Source organism: Streptomyces sp. NPDC001852 (genome assembly GCF_042891825.1).
In the GTDB taxonomy this organism is placed as follows: domain Bacteria; phylum Actinomycetota; class Actinomycetes; order Streptomycetales; family Streptomycetaceae; genus Streptomyces.
In genome coordinates this window covers 80,453-98,728 of sequence record NZ_JBIATN010000021.1, presented here as the reverse complement: position 1 = coordinate 98,728, position 18,276 = coordinate 80,453, and the positions used below count along the sequence as shown (strand labels likewise).

The 18,276-nt window shown below is 68.2% G+C and carries 17 protein-coding genes; 10 read left to right on the top strand and 7 right to left on the bottom strand.

The window, feature by feature from the left end; all coding sequences use genetic code 11:
* Positions 1 to 313: 313 nt before the first annotated feature.
* Together ACFYZB_RS31120 and ACFYZB_RS31115 are read left to right on the top strand one after the other, a co-directional pair.
* Positions 314 to 3,022 carry a transglycosylase domain-containing protein gene (locus ACFYZB_RS31120; protein ID WP_388764261.1) on the top strand — a complete coding sequence of 903 codons (2,709 nt, stop codon included), beginning with the start codon at positions 314 to 316 and terminating at the stop codon, positions 3,020 to 3,022.
* A 127-nt stretch (positions 3,023 to 3,149) separates the two neighbouring features.
* Positions 3,150 to 4,694, top strand: coding sequence for a glycosyltransferase family 87 protein (locus ACFYZB_RS31115; protein WP_388764259.1), 1,545 nt, complete (start codon positions 3,150 to 3,152; stop codon positions 4,692 to 4,694).
* 95 nt (positions 4,695 to 4,789) lie between these two features.
* Here the strand turns inward: ACFYZB_RS31115 and ACFYZB_RS31110 are convergent, their stop codons facing one another.
* From ACFYZB_RS31110 to ACFYZB_RS31100, 3 genes are all read right to left on the bottom strand, one after another.
* Complete coding sequence (locus ACFYZB_RS31110) at positions 4,790 to 5,821, bottom strand: alanine racemase (protein ID WP_388764258.1); 1,032 nt, start codon at positions 5,819 to 5,821, stop codon at positions 4,790 to 4,792.
* 83 nt (positions 5,822 to 5,904) lie between these two features.
* The gene (gene femX / locus ACFYZB_RS31105) at positions 5,905 to 7,026 is read right to left on the bottom strand and encodes a peptidoglycan bridge formation glycyltransferase FemX (RefSeq protein ID WP_388764257.1); all 1,122 of its coding nucleotides are present in this window, start codon (positions 7,024 to 7,026) and stop codon (positions 5,905 to 5,907) included.
* Positions 7,027 to 7,129: 103 nt separating this feature from the next.
* Positions 7,130 to 7,441 (bottom strand): hypothetical protein, encoded by a 312-nt coding sequence (locus ACFYZB_RS31100; RefSeq protein ID WP_388764256.1) that lies wholly within the window; start codon positions 7,439 to 7,441, stop codon positions 7,130 to 7,132.
* A 272-nt stretch (positions 7,442 to 7,713) separates the two neighbouring features.
* Between ACFYZB_RS31100 and rpsF the strand changes: the two genes are divergently transcribed.
* The 4 genes from rpsF (at position 7,714) to rplI (ending at position 9,417) form a co-directional block, all read left to right on the top strand.
* Complete coding sequence (gene rpsF, locus ACFYZB_RS31095) at positions 7,714 to 8,004, top strand: 30S ribosomal protein S6 (protein WP_351208588.1); 291 nt, start codon at positions 7,714 to 7,716, stop codon at positions 8,002 to 8,004.
* Between the two features lie 74 nt (positions 8,005 to 8,078).
* Entirely contained in the window at positions 8,079 to 8,657 is a 579-nt protein-coding gene (locus ACFYZB_RS31090; protein WP_351208589.1) for a single-stranded DNA-binding protein, read from the top strand.
* A gap of 58 nt (positions 8,658 to 8,715) precedes the next feature.
* On the top strand, positions 8,716 to 8,952 hold the full coding sequence (rpsR, locus tag ACFYZB_RS31085) for a 30S ribosomal protein S18 (protein ID WP_003949403.1): 237 nt from the start codon (positions 8,716 to 8,718) through the stop codon (positions 8,950 to 8,952).
* Between the two features lie 18 nt (positions 8,953 to 8,970).
* A complete protein-coding gene (rplI, locus tag ACFYZB_RS31080; RefSeq protein WP_351208590.1) occupies positions 8,971 to 9,417 on the top strand; it encodes a 50S ribosomal protein L9 in 447 nt (148 codons plus the stop codon).
* Between the two features lie 181 nt (positions 9,418 to 9,598).
* On the opposite strand, the gene ACFYZB_RS31075 is transcribed toward rplI, so the two are convergent.
* Positions 9,599 to 10,936 (bottom strand): MATE family efflux transporter, encoded by a 1,338-nt coding sequence (locus ACFYZB_RS31075; protein WP_388764254.1) that lies wholly within the window; start codon positions 10,934 to 10,936, stop codon positions 9,599 to 9,601.
* A gap of 481 nt (positions 10,937 to 11,417) precedes the next feature.
* Between ACFYZB_RS31075 and dnaB the strand changes: the two genes are divergently transcribed.
* Both dnaB and ACFYZB_RS31065 read left to right on the top strand, forming a co-directional pair.
* Positions 11,418 to 12,896, top strand: coding sequence for a replicative DNA helicase (gene dnaB, locus ACFYZB_RS31070; RefSeq protein WP_388764252.1), 1,479 nt, complete (start codon positions 11,418 to 11,420; stop codon positions 12,894 to 12,896).
* A gap of 82 nt (positions 12,897 to 12,978) precedes the next feature.
* A complete protein-coding gene (locus ACFYZB_RS31065; RefSeq protein WP_388764250.1) occupies positions 12,979 to 14,364 on the top strand; it encodes a serine hydrolase domain-containing protein in 1,386 nt (461 codons plus the stop codon).
* A gap of 70 nt (positions 14,365 to 14,434) precedes the next feature.
* Here ACFYZB_RS31065 and ACFYZB_RS31060 read toward each other — a convergent pair whose 3' ends face one another.
* Together ACFYZB_RS31060 and ACFYZB_RS31055 are read right to left on the bottom strand one after the other, a co-directional pair.
* Positions 14,435 to 14,887 (bottom strand): GNAT family N-acetyltransferase, encoded by a 453-nt coding sequence (locus ACFYZB_RS31060; RefSeq protein WP_351208594.1) that lies wholly within the window; start codon positions 14,885 to 14,887, stop codon positions 14,435 to 14,437.
* Between the two features lie 9 nt (positions 14,888 to 14,896).
* Entirely contained in the window at positions 14,897 to 15,355 is a 459-nt protein-coding gene (locus ACFYZB_RS31055; RefSeq protein WP_388764249.1) for a MarR family winged helix-turn-helix transcriptional regulator, read from the bottom strand.
* A gap of 142 nt (positions 15,356 to 15,497) precedes the next feature.
* Here ACFYZB_RS31055 and ACFYZB_RS31050 point away from each other — a divergent pair, with 142 nt between their 5' ends.
* A complete protein-coding gene (locus ACFYZB_RS31050) occupies positions 15,498 to 16,706 on the top strand; it encodes an MFS transporter (protein ID WP_388764247.1) in 1,209 nt (402 codons plus the stop codon).
* 109 nt (positions 16,707 to 16,815) lie between these two features.
* Entirely contained in the window at positions 16,816 to 17,235 is a 420-nt protein-coding gene (locus ACFYZB_RS31045) for a heme-binding protein (protein WP_388764246.1), read from the top strand.
* A 70-nt stretch (positions 17,236 to 17,305) separates the two neighbouring features.
* Here the strand turns inward: ACFYZB_RS31045 and ACFYZB_RS31040 are convergent, their stop codons facing one another.
* Positions 17,306 to 18,172 carry a GNAT family N-acetyltransferase gene (locus tag ACFYZB_RS31040; protein WP_388764245.1) on the bottom strand — a complete coding sequence of 289 codons (867 nt, stop codon included), beginning with the start codon at positions 18,170 to 18,172 and terminating at the stop codon, positions 17,306 to 17,308.
* Positions 18,173 to 18,276: the final 104 nt, after the last annotated feature.

Sequence of the window (18,276 nt, the reverse complement as noted above, 5' to 3'; positions counted from 1 at the left end):
CTCGATACATCAAGACGATAGAACGGCCGTCCGCGAGGGACAAGAGGGACGGTGGTGAACGGGATCACATCACCGATTCATACGGTGTGGGTTGCCTGGTTTGGGGTGAACTTCGGGGCTCGGCGGGTTTTGGTGGTGCGTAGTCTGTGCGGCATGCAATCCACCGGGAACCAAGTGACGCCCGGGGAGCGTCGTCGTCCCCGGTGCAGTACGGGTGAATGCAGGACCGACCACATCCGTACTTCGGGGGGACCGGAAACCAGCCGCCGTTCCAGGCGCGCAAGGGTGCGCCTGCCCGAGGAGTAATCGTTCGATGAGCGAGCACCGTCGCAAACCGCCGCAGCCGCAGGGAGGCGGACGTGCCGCGGCCCGACGCGGCCAGTCCGGCTCGTCCTCCGGTCGCCGTGCGGCACCGCGAGGCGCCACCGGATCGCCAGCCGACTCCTATGGGTCCAGTTCCTATGGGTCGGGTTCCAGCGGTCCGGGAGGTGAGGAGCGTTCCTACGGCAGCCGAGCCGAGGCCCGCCGGGCGGCGCAGAGAGGCAGCCGCCGCAGAGGCGCTGACAACGCCGGCCCGGGCGGCCGGCGCGGCGCTCCCGGCGGCCCGACCGGTCCCGGGCGCGGCAGAGGGCGTGCATCGACCGCTCCCGGCAGGAAGCGGCTGATCGACTATCCCCGAGCCGGAAAGTACGGCTGGCGTCGCTGGGTGCCTTCCTGGAAGCTCGTCTCCGGGCTGTTCATCGGCTTCGTCGGCAGCCTCATGGCGGTGGCGGGCATCGCGTACGCGATGGTGAGCGTTCCCGACGAGGCCGCGGTCGCCAAGGCGCAGAACAACGTCTTCTACTGGTCCGACGGCTCGGTGATGGTCGCGACCGGCGGTGAGGTCAACCGCCAGAACATGAACTACGCCAGCATCCCCAGGGAGATGCGCTACGCGGTCATCTCGCAGGAGAACAAGACCTTCGAGACCGACAGCGGTATCGACCCGAACGGTATTGCGCGTGCCGTCCTGAATATGGCCCGCGGCGGTCAAACACAGGGTGGCTCGACCATCACCCAGCAGTACGTCAAGAACGCGATGCTGAACGACCAGGCACAGACGTTGTCCCGGAAGTTCAAGGAGATCTTCGTCGCGATCAAGGTGGGAGCCCAGGTCCCCAAGGACAAGATCATGGAGGGCTACCTCAACACGACGTACTTCGGCCGCGGGGCCTACGGGCTCCAGGCCGCGTCCCGGGCGTACTTCAACAAGGACGCGACGAAGCTGGACCCGGGTGAGTGTGCCTTCCTCGCGGCGATGGTCAAGGGCGCGACGTACTACGACCCGGCGGGCGCGACCTCCCTCGACCCCTCTGCGACTCCGGAGGCCAACAGCAGGCGGGCCCTGGCGCAGATGCAGGACACCTTGGACAAGATGGTCAAGTACGGCCACCTGAGCCCTGCGGAGCGCGCCAAGTACACGACCCTCCCCAAGATCCAGAACCCCCGGTCGAACGGCCAGCTGGGGGGCCAGATCGGCTATCTGGTCGACCTTGCCAAGGCGTACCTGGTCAACAACCCGGCTACGCACATCACCGCGGACGATCTGCAGAAGGGCGGCTACCAGATCTACACGACCTTCGACAAGAAGAAGGTCAACGCGCTGGAGGCCGCCGTGAAGAACGTCCAGAAGGCGAACATCAAACCCAAGCAGCGGCCCAAGACGGACACCAACGTCCAGTTCGGCGGGGCTTCCGTGGACCCGGCCTCGGGTGCCATCAGGGCCATCTACGGCGGTGAGGATGCAACAAAGCACTTCACCGACAACGCCGACTCCACCGGTGCCCAGGTGGGTTCGACGTTCAAGCCGTTCGTGCTGGCGGCGGCCATGAAGTGGGGCGTGCGCAACCCGGACGGTCCGGAGTCGCAGGCCCAGGACGAGCGCACGATCGCCTCCCCCAAGAGCCTGTACAGCGGCAAGAACAAGCTCAAGATCAAGGAGTACAACGGAAAGGTCTGGACGGACAAGGACGGCAACGAGTGGCTGCAGACCAACGACGGCGGTGAGTCCGTCGGAAACGCGCCGGACTACAAGATCGACCTCCGCGAGGCGATGCAGTACTCGGTCAACTCCGCCTACGTCCAGCTGGGTATGGACGTGGGACTGGACAAGGTCCAGCAGAGTGCCATGGACGCCGGGATTCTCAAGGGCAGCCTCGCCAGCGCCAACTACCCGTCGTTCTCCATCGGTACGTCGGACCCCAGCGCCATCCGCATGGCCTCCGCGTACGGCACGTTCGCGGCCAGCGGTCAGCAGCGTGACCCGTACTCCGTCGTGAAGGTGAGCGACAAGGACGGCGTGGTCTTCACGCACCAGGACAAGTCCACCGAGGCTTTCACCCCGCAGGTCGCCGACAACGTGACCGACGTGCTGAAGACGGTGGTCGACAAGGGCACGGGCACCAAGGCCCAGCTCCCGGGCCGCGATGTCGCCGGTAAGACGGGTACCACGGACGGCAACAAGTCCGCGTGGTTCGTCGGCTACACCCCGCAGCTGTCCACCGCGATCAGCATGTTCCGGTTGGACGACAACGCGAAGAACAAGAACCGGACGTTCCTGGAGATGTACGGAACGGGTGGCCAGGAGAAGATCCATGGTGCCTCGTTCCCGGCCGAGATCTGGCACGACTACATGGCCGAGGCGCTGGCGAATGCGCCGGTCGTGAACTTCCCGACTCCGCAGCCCATCGGCAAGGTGCTCAACGCCGACCCGAGCCCGACGCCGACCCCTTCGGCGAGCCAGAGCCAGACGACGAGCCCGTCGCCGAGCCCGTCGGCCAGCGAGCCGTCCACGTCGCCCTCGCCGTCGGCGAGCCAGACCTGCAACGGCTGGAGCTGGAAGTGTGGCACCACCGGAGGCACGAACACGGGTGGCACCGACGGAGGTACCTCGCCGACGCCCACCGTCACGGATACATCCGGGACCGGAGGCAACACCCGGGGCAACGGCAACGGAGGCATTTTCGGTGGTCCGACCGGCTAGCCACCGCGCCTGACCGGCTGGCGGCCGAGAACCGCCGAGCGTGTTTCACGTGAAACATGGGCCGCCGCACCCACCAGGTGCGGCGGCCCTCGGCGTTTTCCTAGACAGGTACGGCAGGATGTGGCCCATGCCCAGTGCAGAGATGACGCCCGCGAGCATGCACGAACCCGAGTCCGTGCGGCCCGCCACGGCAGAGCCGGTGCGGCCGACCAGTGAGGACGAGATCGCCCGGGCCGGCAGTGAGCTGATCGGCGGCCCCCTGGGGCGACGCGCCCTGCTCGGGACCGCCTGGTGGACCCCCGTCCGGGTTGTCGCGCTCGTGGCGATCGGCATGTTCGCCCTCGGCCTGGTCCAGAAGGCGCCCTGCTACCACAGCGCCTGGTTCTTCGGCGCGAGCAGCCAGTACACGAAGGCCTGCTACTCGGACATCCCGCACCTCTACCAGGGCCGCGGGTTCGCCGACCATCTCGTGCCGTACTTCGACAGACTTCCGGACGACATGTCCGGCGGCATGGGCTACCTCGAATACCCGGTGCTGACCGGTGTGTTCATGGAGGTGGCGTCCTGGCTGACCCCACACAGCGGCAGCATCCAGTACCAGGAGCAGTGGTACTGGTTCGTCAACGCCGGGATGCTGTTGGTGTGCGCTGCCGTCATCGCCGTCTGCGTGGCCCGCACGCACCGTCGGCGCCCCTGGGACGGTCTGCTGGTCGCCCTGGCGCCCGCCTTCATGCTCACCGCGACCATCAACTGGGACCTGCTGGCGGTGGCGCTCACGGCCGCCGCGATGCTGATGTGGTCCAGGAGCCGTCCCGTCGCCTTCGGTGTCCTCCTGGGCCTTGCCACGGCCGCCAAGCTCTACCCCGTGTTCCTGCTGGGCCCGCTGCTCGTGCTGTGCTGGCGGGCCGGAAAGTGGCGGGAGTACGCCCAGGCCGTGGGCGGCGCAGTGATCGCCTGGGTCGTGGTGAACCTGCCGGTGATGCTCTTCGCCTTCCGGGGCTGGTCGAAGTTCTACACGTTCAGCCAGGAACGAGGCGTCGACTTCGGCTCGTTCTGGCTGATCTGGGCGCAGAACTCCAGCAACCCGCCGAGCACGGGCTTTGTGAACGCCGCCGCGATGGTGCTGGTGGTGCTTGCCTTCCTCGGCATCGCCGCGCTCGCGTTCACCGCGCCACGCCGGCCGCGCTTCGCCCAGCTGGCCTTTCTGCTGGTGGCGGCCTTCATCCTCACCAACAAGGTCTACTCCCCGCAGTACGTCCTGTGGCTGGTGCCGCTGGCGGCCCTCGCCCGGCCCAAGTGGCGCGACTTCCTGATCTGGCAGGCTGGCGAGGTGGCGTACTTCCTGGGCATCTGGATGTACCTCGCCTACACGACCAGCGGCGACGCCCACAAGGGCCTTCCGACGCTCGGCTACCACTGGTCGATCGTGCTGCACCTGGTGGGCACGCTCTACCTGTGCGCCGTCGTCGTACGGGACATCCTCCTGCCGGAGCGGGACGTGGTGCGCCGCTCGGGCGACGACGACCCCTCGGGCGGAGTCCTCGACGGCGCGCAGGACGTTTTCGTGCTCGGTGCGGCAGCTCATCCGCCGCGGCATGCCGCCCACTTCGAGGGACCTCAGGTGGACTGGGGGATGCCGGAGCGGCCGCCCTCCGGGGACCGTTCGCTGTGAGCGAACACATCGTCGGACGGTCATGACGAAGGCCGTACACGCTCCCGCGTGTACGGCCTTCTCGTTGTCCTGGGCCGGCGCCGTCCTGGCCGGGCTCAGCGGTCCACGAGGCGGTCGAACTGCGTGGTGGTGTGCCGCAGATGAGCCACCAGCTCGTCGCCGACCTTCGGCTCCGGGGCGTCCGAGGGGACGAACAGGATCGACACCTGCATGTGTGGCGGCTCGGCGAACCAGCGCTGCTTGCCGCCCCACACGAACGGAGAAAGGTTCCGGTTGACCGTGGCGAGGCCGGCCCGTGCGACCCCCTTGGCGCGCGGCATGACGCCGTGGAGGGCCTTCGGGGCCTCCAGGCCCACGCCGTGGGACGTGCCGCCCGCCACGACCACCAGGTAGCCGTCGGAGGCCGCCTTCTGCTGCCGGTAGCCGAACCGGTCGCCCTTGGCCACGCGCGTGACGTCCAGGACGGCACCGCGGTACTCGGTGGCCTCGTGGTCCCCCAGCCACAGCCGCGTGCCGATGCGGGCGCGGAACCGGGTCTGCGGGAACTGCTGCTGGAGCCGGATGAGTTCATCGGCCTTGAGGTGGCTGACGAACATCGTGTGCAGCGGCAGTCGGGCCGCACGCAGCCGGTCCATCCAGCCGATGACCTCCTCGACGGCGTCCGAGCCGTCGGTGCGGTCCAGCGGCAGATGGATGGCGAAGCCCTCCAGCCGGACGTTCTCTATGGCCTGGTGCAGCTGGGGCAGGTCCTGCTCGCTGATGCCGTGCCGCTTCATCGAGGACATCACCTCGATGACGACCCGCGCGCCGACCAGGCCGTACACGCCGTCGACCGACGACACCGAGCGCACCACCCGGTCGGGCAGCGGCACAGGCTCCTCGCCGCGCCGGTACGGCGTCAGCACCAGCAGGTCACCGCCGAAGAAGTCCTTGATGCGCGCGGCCTCGTAGGTCGTGCCGACGGCGAGCAGGTCCGCGCCCAGTCGCGTGGCCTCCTCCGCCAGCCGTTCGTGCCCGAAGCCGTAGCCGTTGCCCTTGCAGACCGGGACGAGGCCCGGGAACTGCTCGTGCACGTGCTTGTGGTGCGCCCGCCAGCGCGCGGTGTCGACGTAGAGCGTGAGCGCCATGGCCGGACCCGGAACCTTTCTCGTGGCTGCGGTGTATCAGAGGGGTGAACGCTGTGAAGCCTATGGAATCAAACGCCCGCGGCTCAGCGTCGCGACATGTAGATGTCGAGCGCCTTGTGGAGCAGCTTGTTGAGCGGGAAGTCCCATTCACCGAGGTACTCGGCGGCCTGACCGCCGGTGCCGACCTTGAACTGGATGAGGCCGAAGAGGTGGTCCGTCTCGTCCAGCGAGTCGGAGATGCCGCGCAGGTCGTAGACGGTGCCGCCGAGCGCGTAGGCGTCGCGCAGCATCCGCCACTGCATCGCGTTCGAGGGCCGGACCTCACGGCCGATGTTGTCGGAGGCGCCGTAGGAGTACCAGACGTGGCCGCCGACGATCAGCATCGTCGCGGCGGACAGGTTCACGCCGTTGTGGCGGGCGAAGTACAGCCGCATCCGGTTCGGGTCCTCGGTGTTGAGGGCCGTCCACATGCGCTGGAAGTACGACAGCGGGCGGGGCCGGAAATGGTCGCGCACAGCGGTGATCTCGTACAGCCGCTGCCACTCGGCCAGGTCCTGGTAACCACCCTGTACGACCTCGACGCCGGCCTTCTCGGCCTTCTTGATGTTGCGCCGCCACAGCTGGTTGAAGTTCTTGTGGACCTCTTCCAGGGAACGGTTCGCCAGCGGTACCTGGAAGACATAGCGGGGCTGCACGTCACCGAAGCCGGCACCGCCGTCCTCGCCCTGCTGCCAGCCCATGCGGCGCAGCTTGTCCGCCACCTCGAAGGCGCGCGGCTCGATGAAGTCGGCCTCCAGGTCACGCAGGCGCTTGATGTCCTGGTCCTGGATGCCCTTCTTGATGGTCTCCGCGTTCCAGCGCCGGATGATCACCGGCGGGCCCATCTTCACGGAGAAGGCGCCCTGCTGCTTCAGGTGCGCCAGCATCGGCTGGATCCAGTCGTCCAGATTCGGCGCGGACCAGTTGATGACCGGGCCCTCGGGGAGATAGGCGAGATAGCGCTTGATCTTGGGCAGCTGGCGGTAGAGGACCAGGCCCACGCCGACCAGCTCGCCGGTGCGCTCGTCGAACCAGCCGAGGTTCTCCGAACGCCACTCCGCCTTCACATCGGCCCAGGCCGGGACCTGCATGTGGCTCGCCGCCGGCAGGCTCTGGATGTAGGCCAGATGTTGCTCGCGGCTGATGGTCCTCAGGGTCAGGCTCATGTCGGGGCGCTCCTCGGGCTGGTGTGTCCCCATGGGTACAGGGGCTCCGGCTCTCGCGCCGAAGCCTACTGCGCCGTGCGAGCGCCCCGACCGGGCGTACGGCTTAGAAGAGGCCGCCGAACAATCCGCCGTTCGCCATGCTGATGAGGAAACCGACTCCCGATGCGCCCATACCCACCACGAGCCCGAAGCGCTCCCGCGTGGTCACCGAGATCCACTGTCCGTAGATGCCGATGACAAGGCCCACCAGCCCCGTCCAGGAGGACAGCAGGTGCAGGCCGTGGAAGAAGGACGTGATGAAGGAGAGCACGCCCAGGACGAGCGTGACCCCCATCAGGGCGTCCTGGAGCGGACGGTGCTTGCCGTCCGTGGCGAACAGCGAACCGGCGACGTTGGGATGCAATGCCTGTGCCATGGGCACCTCCTGCGGAAGGCGGCGCACAGTAGCGCCGTACACACCCGACGTGTACAGGGTGACGGCCCTCACGGCCGGATTTCAACCGGAAGCGGGTGTGCGGGTAGTCTGTACCGTCTGCACTGGTGTCTGCCCATGCCTACCCAGGTAACACTGCGGGATCCCTCAGAGGCCCCCGATTGTCAGTGGCGGCCGATACCGTTGCGTACGCATCACAACCCTCCTGCCACGGAACGACCGTGGCCGCTGAGTCCAAAGGAGGTGGGTTCCACATGCGTCACTACGAGGTGATGGTCATCCTCGACCCCGATCTCGAGGAGCGTGCGGTCTCCCCGCTGATCGAGAACTTCCTGTCCGTCGTCCGTGATGGTGGCGGCAAGGTTGAGAAGGTCGACACCTGGGGCCGTCGTCGTCTCGCCTACGAGATCAAGAAGAAGCCCGAGGGCATCTACTCGGTCATCGACCTGCAGGCCGCGCCTGCGGTCGTCAAGGAGCTCGACCGCCAGATGAACCTGAACGAGTCGGTCCTCCGGACCAAGGTCCTCCGCCCCGAGACCCACTGAGCCCTTCCGCTCAGCTGATCTCGGGATTCGAGTAGCAAGCAAGCAGCCAGAGCAAACCCGCCGAGAGGTTCCCCATGGCAGGCGAGACCGTCATCACGGTCATCGGCAATCTTGTCGACGACCCCGAGCTGCGCTTCACCCCGTCCGGTGCGGCGGTCGCGAAGTTCCGCGTCGCGTCCACTCCCCGCACCTTCGACCGCCAGACGAACGAGTGGAAGGACGGCGAGAGCCTCTTCCTGACCTGCTCGGTCTGGCGTCAGGCGGCGGAGAACGTCGCCGAGTCGCTCCAGCGAGGCATGCGCGTCATCGTGCAGGGCCGGCTGAAGCAGCGGTCCTACGAGGACCGTGAGGGCGTCAAGCGCACGGTCTACGAGCTGGACGTCGAGGAAGTCGGCCCCAGCCTGCGCAACGCCACGGCCAAGGTCACCAAGACCGCCGGTGGCGCTCGCGGTGGCCAGGGCGGTTACGGCGGCGGTGGCGGCCAGCAGGGCGGCGGCTGGGGCGGAGGCCCCGGTGGCGGCCAGCAGGGCGGCGGCGCTCCGGCCGACGACCCGTGGGCGACCGGTGCTCCCGCCGGTGGCAACCAGGGTGGCGGCGGCTGGGGCGGAGGCTCCGGCGGCGGTGGCGGCTACTCGGACGAGCCCCCCTTCTAGGTCCTCGGACCAAGGGCGGGCCGTACCCCAAACTTCTTGATCACACAGGAGAAACACCATGGCGAAGCCGCCTGTGCGCAAGCCGAAGAAGAAGGTCTGCGCTTTCTGCAAGGACAAGGTCACGTACGTGGACTACAAGGACACGAACATGCTGCGGAAGTTCATTTCCGACCGCGGCAAGATCCGTGCCCGCCGCGTGACCGGCAACTGCACGCAGCACCAGCGTGACGTCGCCACGGCCGTGAAGAACAGCCGTGAGATGGCGCTGCTGCCCTACACGTCCACCGCGCGCTAAGGGAAGGGTGACCGACTCATGAAGATCATCCTCACTCACGAGGTCTCCGGCCTCGGCGCCGCTGGCGACGTCGTCGACGTCAAGGACGGTTACGCTCGCAACTACCTGATCCCGCGGAAGTTCGCTATCCGCTGGACCAAGGGTGGCGAGAAGGACGTCGAGCAGATCCGCCGCGCCCGCAAGATCCACGAGATCCAGACCATCGAGCAGGCCAACGCTGTCAAGGCCCAGCTCGAGGGCGTGAAGGTCCGTCTGGCCGTTCGCTCCGGCGACGCCGGCCGTCTCTTCGGTTCCGTCACCCCGGCCGACATCGCCTCGGCGATCAAGGCTGCCGGTGGTCCCGAGGTCGACAAGCGTCGCATCGAGCTCGGTGTGCCGATCAAGACCCTGGGCGCCCACGAGACGTCCGTGCGTCTGCACCCCGAGGTTGCCGCCAAGGTCAACATCGAGGTTGTCGCGGCGTAACGCTGCGCTCGGCTTGAGCAGCTGAGAGAGGGGCCGTCCCTTGCGGGGCGGCCCCTCTTCGTCTGCGGTGCCGCAATGCTCTGCGCGCAGGGTGCGGCATGTTTCACGTGAAACCGGGACCTGTGACCCTGCCGATCCCTTCCGTGGGTGGTACCCGGGCAGCGAGTGGTCCCCGTGCCGTTCAGCGGGTGGCACCCGTGACGATCCAGCGACCGGAGCGCGTGCGCAGCCACAGGGTCAGCATGCGGACGGTCATCATCAGTGTCATCGCAGCCCACAACGCGGTGAGACCGCCGCCGAGGGTGGGGACGAGCAGGGCGACCGGAGCGAACACCGCGAGGGTGACGACCATGGCCCCGGCAAGGTACGGCCCGTCGCCGGCGCCCATCAGGACTCCGTCCAGCACGAAGACGATCCCGCAGATGGGTTGCGAGAGCGCCACCATCAGCAGTGCGGGCAGCGCCGCGTCCTTGACCACCGGGTCGTTGGTGAACAGAGGCAGGAACAGCGGACGGGCGGCCACCACGAGCAGACCGAGGAGCACACCGGTCGCGACGCCCCACTGGACCATGCGACGGCAGGCCTCACGCGCTCCTTGGGCGTCGTTCGCACCGAGATAGCGCCCGATGATGGCCTGTCCCGCGATCGCTATGGCGTCGAGAGCGAAGGCCAGCAGGCTCCACAGGGAAAGGATGATCTGGTGGGCGGCGATTTCGGCGTCGCCCAGATGCGCCGCGACCGCCGTCGCGATCATCAGGATCGCCCGCAGGGACAGCGTGCGGATCAGGAGGGGAACGCCCGCCTGCGCCGAGGCTCGGATTCCCGCGGCGTCCGGGCGTAGTGAAGCCCTGTGCCGCCGCGCCCCTCGTACGACCACGGTCAGATAGACGGCCGCCATGCCGCACTGGGCGATGACCGTGCCCCAGGCCGAACCGGCGATGCCGAGCCCGGCGCCGTAGACGAGTCCCGCGTTGAGGGCGCCGTTGGCGACGAAGCCCGCCACGGCGACATAGAGCGGCGTTCTGGTGTTCTGCAGTCCGCGGAGCACTCCTGTCGCGGCGAGGACGATCAGCATGGCCGGGATGCCCAGCGAGGAGATGCGCAGATACGTCGTGGCGTAGGGGGCCGCGGTCGTGGAGGCGCCGAAGAGGTCCACGATGCCGGGGGCCAGCGGAAGGACTACGGCGATGACAGCGATGCCGAGCAGCAGTGCCAGCCAGATGCCGTCCATGCCTTGGCGGATTGCGGCCTGCAGATCGCCGGCGCCGACGCGCCGGGCCACGGCCGCGGTGGTGGCGTAGGCGAGAAAGACGAAGACGCTCACCGCGGTGGTGAGCAGGGCTGAGGCGACACCGAGACCGGCGAGTTGGGCGGTTCCGAGATGGCCGACGATGGCACTGTCCGCCATGACGAAGAGCGGCTCGGCGACGAGTGCGCCGAAGGCGGGGACGGCCAGCGCGACGATCTCTTTGTCGTGCCGCCGTCGGGCGGCCTTGGGTATCGCTGGAGCCTGTGTCATGAGCACTAATCTAATCGTCCACAGGTAAGTGATGCAATGCTTTACTGACCCTTACCTCTCCTCTCGCGGCGTGTCCTTTCGCGCACCGTTCGAAGCGAACTTGGCCCGACCGGGGAAGTTTTTCTTCTGCACAGCCGGTGGACCGTAAAGGTGCAGGTCAACGCGATCTTGTGAGCGGGAGTGGGGGCTTGTTCACAGGGCTGTCCACCGGGTCGTGCACAGGTTTCGGTGAGTTCTCCACAGCATCGGGGCCGTCGTCCACATGGCCTGTGGATAACCAGATTGGCTGACGGTGCCGACGGGCCTACCGTTGTCCGGCGCCCACTCCTTTCCTTGGCACCGAAAGCGTCCCTTCCGCGGTCGGGGAATCGTCACAAAGCCGACGCGTCGGAACCGGAGTTGGGCCTCTCATTTGTCAGTGTCGTGCCGTACAACAGAGGACACGGCGAGGTCCGCCGTGCGGACGGGAGGAGGTGGCTCGGTGAGCATTTCCGAGCCCTTGGACGATCCGTGGGCCGATGCCGGACCCAGTGATCGTCTGCCGACCTCCCGCCGATCCGGTGGCGGCGGCCGGGGCCGTGACGAACAGCACGACCGGGGCCGGGAAAACGCTTCCTGGGACGAGGGGGGAACCTCCTTCGAGCGAGTGCCGCCGCAGGACCTGGACGCCGAACAATCGGTGCTGGGCGGCATGCTGCTGTCCAAGGACGCCATCGCCGACGTCGTGGAGATCCTCAAGGGCCACGACTTCTACAAGCCTGCGCACGAGACGATCTACCAGGCGATCCTGGACGTCTACGCCAAGGGCGAGCCGGCCGACCCGATCACCATCGCCGCCGAACTCACCAAGCGCGGCGAGATCAACAAGGTGGGCGGGGCTGCGTATCTGCACAGCCTCGTCCAGACCGTGCCGACGGCGGCCAACGCCGAGTACTACGCGGAGATCGTCCATGAGCGGGCGGTGCTGCGCCGCCTGGTCGAAGCGGGCACGCGCATCACGCAGATGGGATACGCGGCCGACGGCGATGTGGACGAGATCGTCAACCGTGCCCAGGCAGAGATCTACGCCGTCACCGAACAGCGCACCAGTGAGGACTATCTGCCGCTCGGCGACATCATGGAGGGCGCCCTCGACGAGATCGAGGCGATCGGCTCGCGCAGCGGTGAGATGACCGGTGTGCCCACCGGCTTCACCGACTTCGACTCGCTGACGAACGGTCTGCACCCGGGCCAGATGATCGTCATCGCCGCCCGACCCGCCATGGGTAAGTCGACGCTGGCGCTGGACTTCGCACGGGCCGCATCGATCAAGCACAACCTGCCGAGCGTCATCTTCTCCCTCGAGATGGGCCGCAACGAGATCGCGATGCGTCTGCTGTCCGCCGAGGCCCGGGTCGCCCTGCACCACATGCGGTCCGGCACGATGACCGACGAGGACTGGACCAGGCTCGCCCGCCGTATGCCGGATGTCTCGGCTGCGCCGCTCTACATCGACGACTCCCCCAACCTGTCGATGATGGAGATCCGCGCCAAGTGCAGGCGCCTGAAGCAGCGCAACGACCTGAAGCTGGTCGTCATCGACTACCTGCAGCTGATGCAGTCCGGCGGCTCCAAGCGCGCCGAGAGCCGTCAGCAGGAGGTCTCGGACATGTCCCGTAACCTCAAGCTGCTCGCCAAGGAGCTGGAGATCCCGGTCATCGCGCTCTCCCAGCTCAACCGTGGCCCCGAGCAGCGCACGGACAAGAAGCCGATGGTCTCCGACCTGCGTGAGTCGGGCTCCATCGAGCAGGACGCCGACATGGTCATCCTGTTGCACCGTGAGGACGCCTACGAGAAGGAGTCCCCCCGCGCGGGCGAGGCCGACCTGATCGTGGCCAAGCACCGTAACGGCCCCACGGCCACCATCACGGTCGCCTTCCAGGGCCACTACTCCCGCTTCGTGGACATGGCCCAGACCTGATGGGGAAGGCGGCCCGGGCGGGACGGCTTCCGCTCGGGCAAATGAACTCGACGTCCGCTCTCTCAGCGGGTGAACTGGGCCCATGACGTCATCTCAGGAAGAGCTGCTCCCCGGAACGCGCCGTGCCCTGCTGCACCGGATCGCCGTCGCCCAGGCCGAAGGGCGGGCGCCGTCGCTGGTCGCGACGGTGGTGCGCGGCGGCCAGGCCGTGTGGCACGGGGCGCGGACCTCGGTGGACGGGCACGGGCCGGACGAGAACGTGCAGTACAGAATCGGGTCCATCACCAAGACCTTCACCGCTGTCCTGGTGATGCGGCTGCGCGACGAGGGCCTGCTCGACCTCGGTGACCCACTGGAGAAGCACCTGCCCGGCACCGGCGCGGGCGAGGCGACGATCGCCGAACTGCTCGCGCACACCGCGGGGTTGGCGGCAGAGTCGCCCGGGCCCTGGTGGGAGCGGACTCCGGGCACCCTGCGCCCGGAACTGAGCGATGTGCTCGGCGAGCAGCCCCTTCTGCACCCGGTCGGCCAGCGGCACCACTACTCCAACCCCGGCTATACCGTGCTCGGTGCGCTGGTGGAGGAACTGCGAGGCGCTCCATGGGAGGAGGTGCTGTGCAGCGAGATCCTCGAACCGCTCGGACTGCACCGTACGAGCACGCAGCCGCAGGCTCCGCATGCCGGCGGATGGGCTGTGCATCCGTGGGCGGACGCGATGCTGCCGGAGCCACTGGAGGACTTGGGCAGGATGGCACCGGCCGGCCAACTCTGGTCGACCACGGGGGACCTGGCGCGGTTCGCCGCGTTTCTGGCGGCGGGCGACGACCGGGTCCTGAGCGCGGAGTCGGTGCGGGAGATGCGCACGCCCGCGGCGCCTGCCGAGGGGGCCGACCTGTTGGACGGGGCCACATACGGACTCGGCCTGCAGATCCAGCGTCGTGATGGCCGGCTCCTGGTCGGCCACTCAGGTTCGCTGCCGGGGTTTCTGGCGAACCTCGCCCTCAGCGTGGAGGACGACGTGGCCGCGGTGGTGCTTGCCAACTGCACCAGTGGGCCCCTGCTGGGAGCGGTGGGCGCCGACCTGGTGCGGATCGTCGCCGAGGCGGAGCCGCGGATCCCGGAGCCCTGGCGGCCGCTGAGCGAGGTCGATCCGACGGTCCTGGAACTGGCGGGACAGTGGTACTGGGGGACCAGTGCCTTCGCTCTTCGGGTGACCGCCGACGGCTTTCTCGCGCTCGGTCCGCTGACCGGCGGCGGCCGGCGCTCCCGCTTCCGCCCCAACGGTGACGGCGCCTGGACGGGTCTCGAGGGCTATTTCGCCGGAGAGCTGCTGCGGCCGGTGCGGCGCACGGACGGATCCCTGAGCCATCTCGACCTCGGCTCGTTCGTGTTCACGCGGCAGCCGTACGCCCCTGAGGCGCCGGTCCCGGGAGGCGTGGACCCGGAGGGTTGGCGGGGCATCGGCTAGCCCGCCACGGCGCAGGGGTGTGTTTCACGTGAAACACACCCCTGCGGTGCCTCTGGTCCGGGCGGCGCTGTCACAGCAGCAGCTTGAAGCCCTCGTGCGTGGCGTTGAAGCCGAGACGTTCGTAGAAGCGGTGGGCGTCGGTGCGCGTCTTGTCGGACGTCAGCTGCACCATCCGGCACTCCAGCCGGCGGGCGGTGTCGATCGCCCACTCGATCAGCAGGCTGCCCAACCCACTGCCTCGTTCAGCCGCGTGGACGCGGACCGCCTCGATGAGTGCGCGGGTGGCTCCCTTGTGGGAGAGCCCCGGAATGATCGTGAGCTGGAGAGTCCCGATCACGCGGCCTGCCCGGACGGCGACGACGAGGTGCTGGTTCGGGTCGGCCTCCAGGCGTCCCAACGCGACCCGGTACGGGGTCATGTCGCCGGGGGACTCGCGCTGGGCGCCGAGCGGATCGTCGGCGAGCATCGAGACGATCGCCGGAAGGTCGTCGGCGGTCGCACGCCTTATTTCAAGATCTCCCATGCGCGCACCCTATGCCGTTGCGTTCAACGACTCCACGACCCTTACCAGCGGGGCCAGTTCGGTGTTCCTGGAGGCCGCGTCCAAGGCCTCGCGCAGGGCGGCGTCATTGGTGGGGCGCGCCTCCTCCAGCAGTCGCAGGCCCGCTTCGGTGACGTTGGTGTAGATGCCGCGCCGGTCGGTGGGGCACAGGTAGCGCTCGAGCAGGCCGCGGTCCTCCAGCCGGGTCACCAGGCGGGTGGTGGCGCTCTGGCTGAGGACGACAGCGTCGGCGACCTGCTTCATCTGCAGATGGCCCCCTTCGCCGTCGTGCTGGCGGCTCAGCACATCGAGCAGCGAGTACTCGCGCACGCTCAGATCGTGCTTCGCCTGCAGGGCGCGCTCGATGTGCACCTCGATCCTTCCATGCAGGGCAGAGAGGGCGCACCAGCCCTGGGCGAGGGCAGTGAGCGCGGGGTCCGTCGCTGTCATTGGCGTTCTCCTCCGTCCCGGAGCGGCTGCATCAAGGGTAGAGCAAGCCTGCAATAGTGTGCGTTTGCATTTAGCCAGCGTCTGCAATTATTGTGGACGCACGCAAAGCGCATCTGCAATCGTCTGGAAGGTGTATCCCTCCATGCCTCTCGCGCTCCTGGCCCTCGCGATCGGGGCCTTCGGAATCGGAACGACCGAATTCGTGATCATGGGCTTGCTGCCCGAGGTCGCGGGCGACTTCGGGGTCTCCATCCCCACGGCGGGCCTGCTCGTGACGGGCTACGCGCTCGGTGTGGTCGTCGGCGCGCCGCTGATGACCGTGGTCGGCACCAAGGTCTCGCGCAAGCGGATGCTGATGCTGCTGATGGGCCTCTTCATCGCCGGAAACCTGCTCTCCGCGGTCGCCCCCACCTTCGCGATCATGCTGATCGGCCGTGTGGTCGCCTCGCTCGCACACGGTGCTTTCTTCGGCATCGGCTCCGTTGTGGCGGCTGAGTTGGTGGCGCCCCACAAGAAGGCCGGAGCCATCGCGATGATGTTCACCGGCCTGACCGTCGCCAATGTCGTCGGCGTCCCCCTGGGCACGCTCATCGGCCAGCACATCGGCTGGCGTGTCACCTTCGGCATCGTCGCGGTCCTCGGGCTCGTCGGCCTCGCAGGCATAGCCAAGCTGGTACCCGAGATGCCGAGGCCCGAGGGTGTGCACCTGCGCCACGAGCTGGCCGCCTTCAAGAACGCCCAGGTCCTGCTGGCCATGGCGATGACCGTCCTCGGCTTCGGCGGCGTCTTCGCAGCGATCACCTACATCGCGCCGATGATGACCCACATCGCGGGTTTCGCCGACGGCTCGGTGACCGGGCTGCTGGTTCTGTTCGGCCTAGGCATGGTCGGCGGCAACCTCATCGGTGGCAGGTTCGCCGACCGCGCCCTGATGCCCATGCTGTACGTGTCGCTGGGTGCCCTGGCCCTCGTCCTGGCGCTCTTCACGCTCACCGCGCACAACAAGATCGCGGCAGCCGTGACCATCGCCTTGATCGGCGCCCTGGGCTTCGCGACCGTACCTCCGCTGCAGAAGCGCGTGCTGGACCAGGCGCATGGAGCCCCGACGCTGGCGTCGGCCGTGAACATCGGGGCGTTCAACCTGGGTAACGCGTTGTCCGCCTGGCTCGGCGGCATCGTGATCGCGGCCGGCTTCGGCTACACGGCCCCCAACTGGGTCGGCGCCGCCCTCGCCGCGGCCGCCCTGGTCCTTGCCGTCCTGTCGGCGGCGCTGGAGCACCGCGACGGCGCCCGCAGCACCGTGGTCGCCACCGGGACGCCCGCCGGCCGGCAAACGCCGGTCCACCGCTGAGTCCCTCGCCTCACAGGGCATCACCCCACATCCCGAAGACCCCGTGCGGGGGCTCACACCCTCGGCACGGCAAGCATCCCCTCTCAGCAATACCCGAGGAGAGAACCTCATGAGCACCACCGCCGTCGCCCCGCTGTCCATCGAGGACGCCGAACTGCTCGTCGATGCGGCCCGCCGCGCGGCCGAGGAGGCCGGGGTCACCGTCAGCGTCACTGTCCTGGACGCGGGTGGCCACCTGCTCGCCTTCCGCCGGGACGACCGGGCTGTCCTGATCTCCGGCGAGACCAGCACCCGCAAGGCCTACACGGCACTCCAGCTGAACACCCCCACGGCCGAGCTGGTCGACGCCGTGCAGCCGGGCGGCCTCTTCCACACGCTGCCCACGGCCCTCGACCGGCCCCTGCTGTTCGTCGCGGGCGGAGTGCCCGTCCACCGGGACGGACGCCCGATCGGCGCGATCGGCGTCGGCGGGGGTTCGCCGGAGCAGGACCACGACTTCGCCGCCGCGGCGGTGCGGGCGCTGGCCTGAGCCACGACCGCAGGGACAACGCCGGTCTCGTCGCACGACGTGGCAGGACCGGCGTTCGTCGTACGACGGCTCAGCCCGCGGCCACGGTCAGCGGTGCGAACCGGCGGGTCCAGTCCCCCGGAAGATCCGTGATGCCGTATGTCATCACGGTGTTGAAGGCCACTGAGGCGAGCCCCCGTGCCTTCGCCCATGTCAGCAGCTCCTCATGGCGCACATCGATGTCCGTGCGCAGTGGACGGTCCGTGTGGGCCGCCAGCGAGCCGATCAGGGCCTTGGCGGTCTCCGTGTCCCGGGCCACCAGAGGACCGACGACATGGGTGTCCATGTTGGGCCACGCGGCCGCGTAGCCGACGATCTGGCCTTCCGACTCGGCCACCCGCAATTGGTCGGCGAAGGCGGGCAGACGGGTGATCAGGGGAGTGCGGTCGGCGCCGAACACCTCCTCGTCGAGACGGAGGATCGCGGGCAGATCCTCCGCCGCGGCGGCACGGGTGAACACGTCGGATTCCGGCCCGCCGGGAGTGAAGCGGCCACTCAGCATCTCCGCCCGGCCCGTCACCTTGAAGCCCAGTTCCTCGTACAGGGGACGGCCGTTGGGCGTGGCGTGCAGGGTGAGCGGAGTGGTCCCCATGGTCGACAGGACATGGCGCATCAAGCGGCGCCCGACGCCCTGGCGGGCATGGCGTCCGGCCACCAGGACCATGCCGACGGCGCCGAGATCCGGGCGGCCCCACGGGCCGTACTCCGTGACGACGCATGCGGCGACGAGACCACCCTGAGGGTCGTCGATACCGAGGCCCTTGCCGGCGCTGAGGAGGAATCCCCACTTGTGTTCCTCGCGTGGCCACCCCCGGTCCTCGGACAAGTCGGCGCAGGCGGTGAGGTCGCGGAGCGTCAGGCGGCGGATGGGCAGAGCGGCGAGGGAAGGAGTCGACACGCAGGTCAGGCTGTCCGACCGGCGCCCTTGACGTCCACCCGTTTCCCTGTGGACACACGTGCTTTTGGTCATGCCGTGGCCCTATGTACAGCCTGTGGACAGCA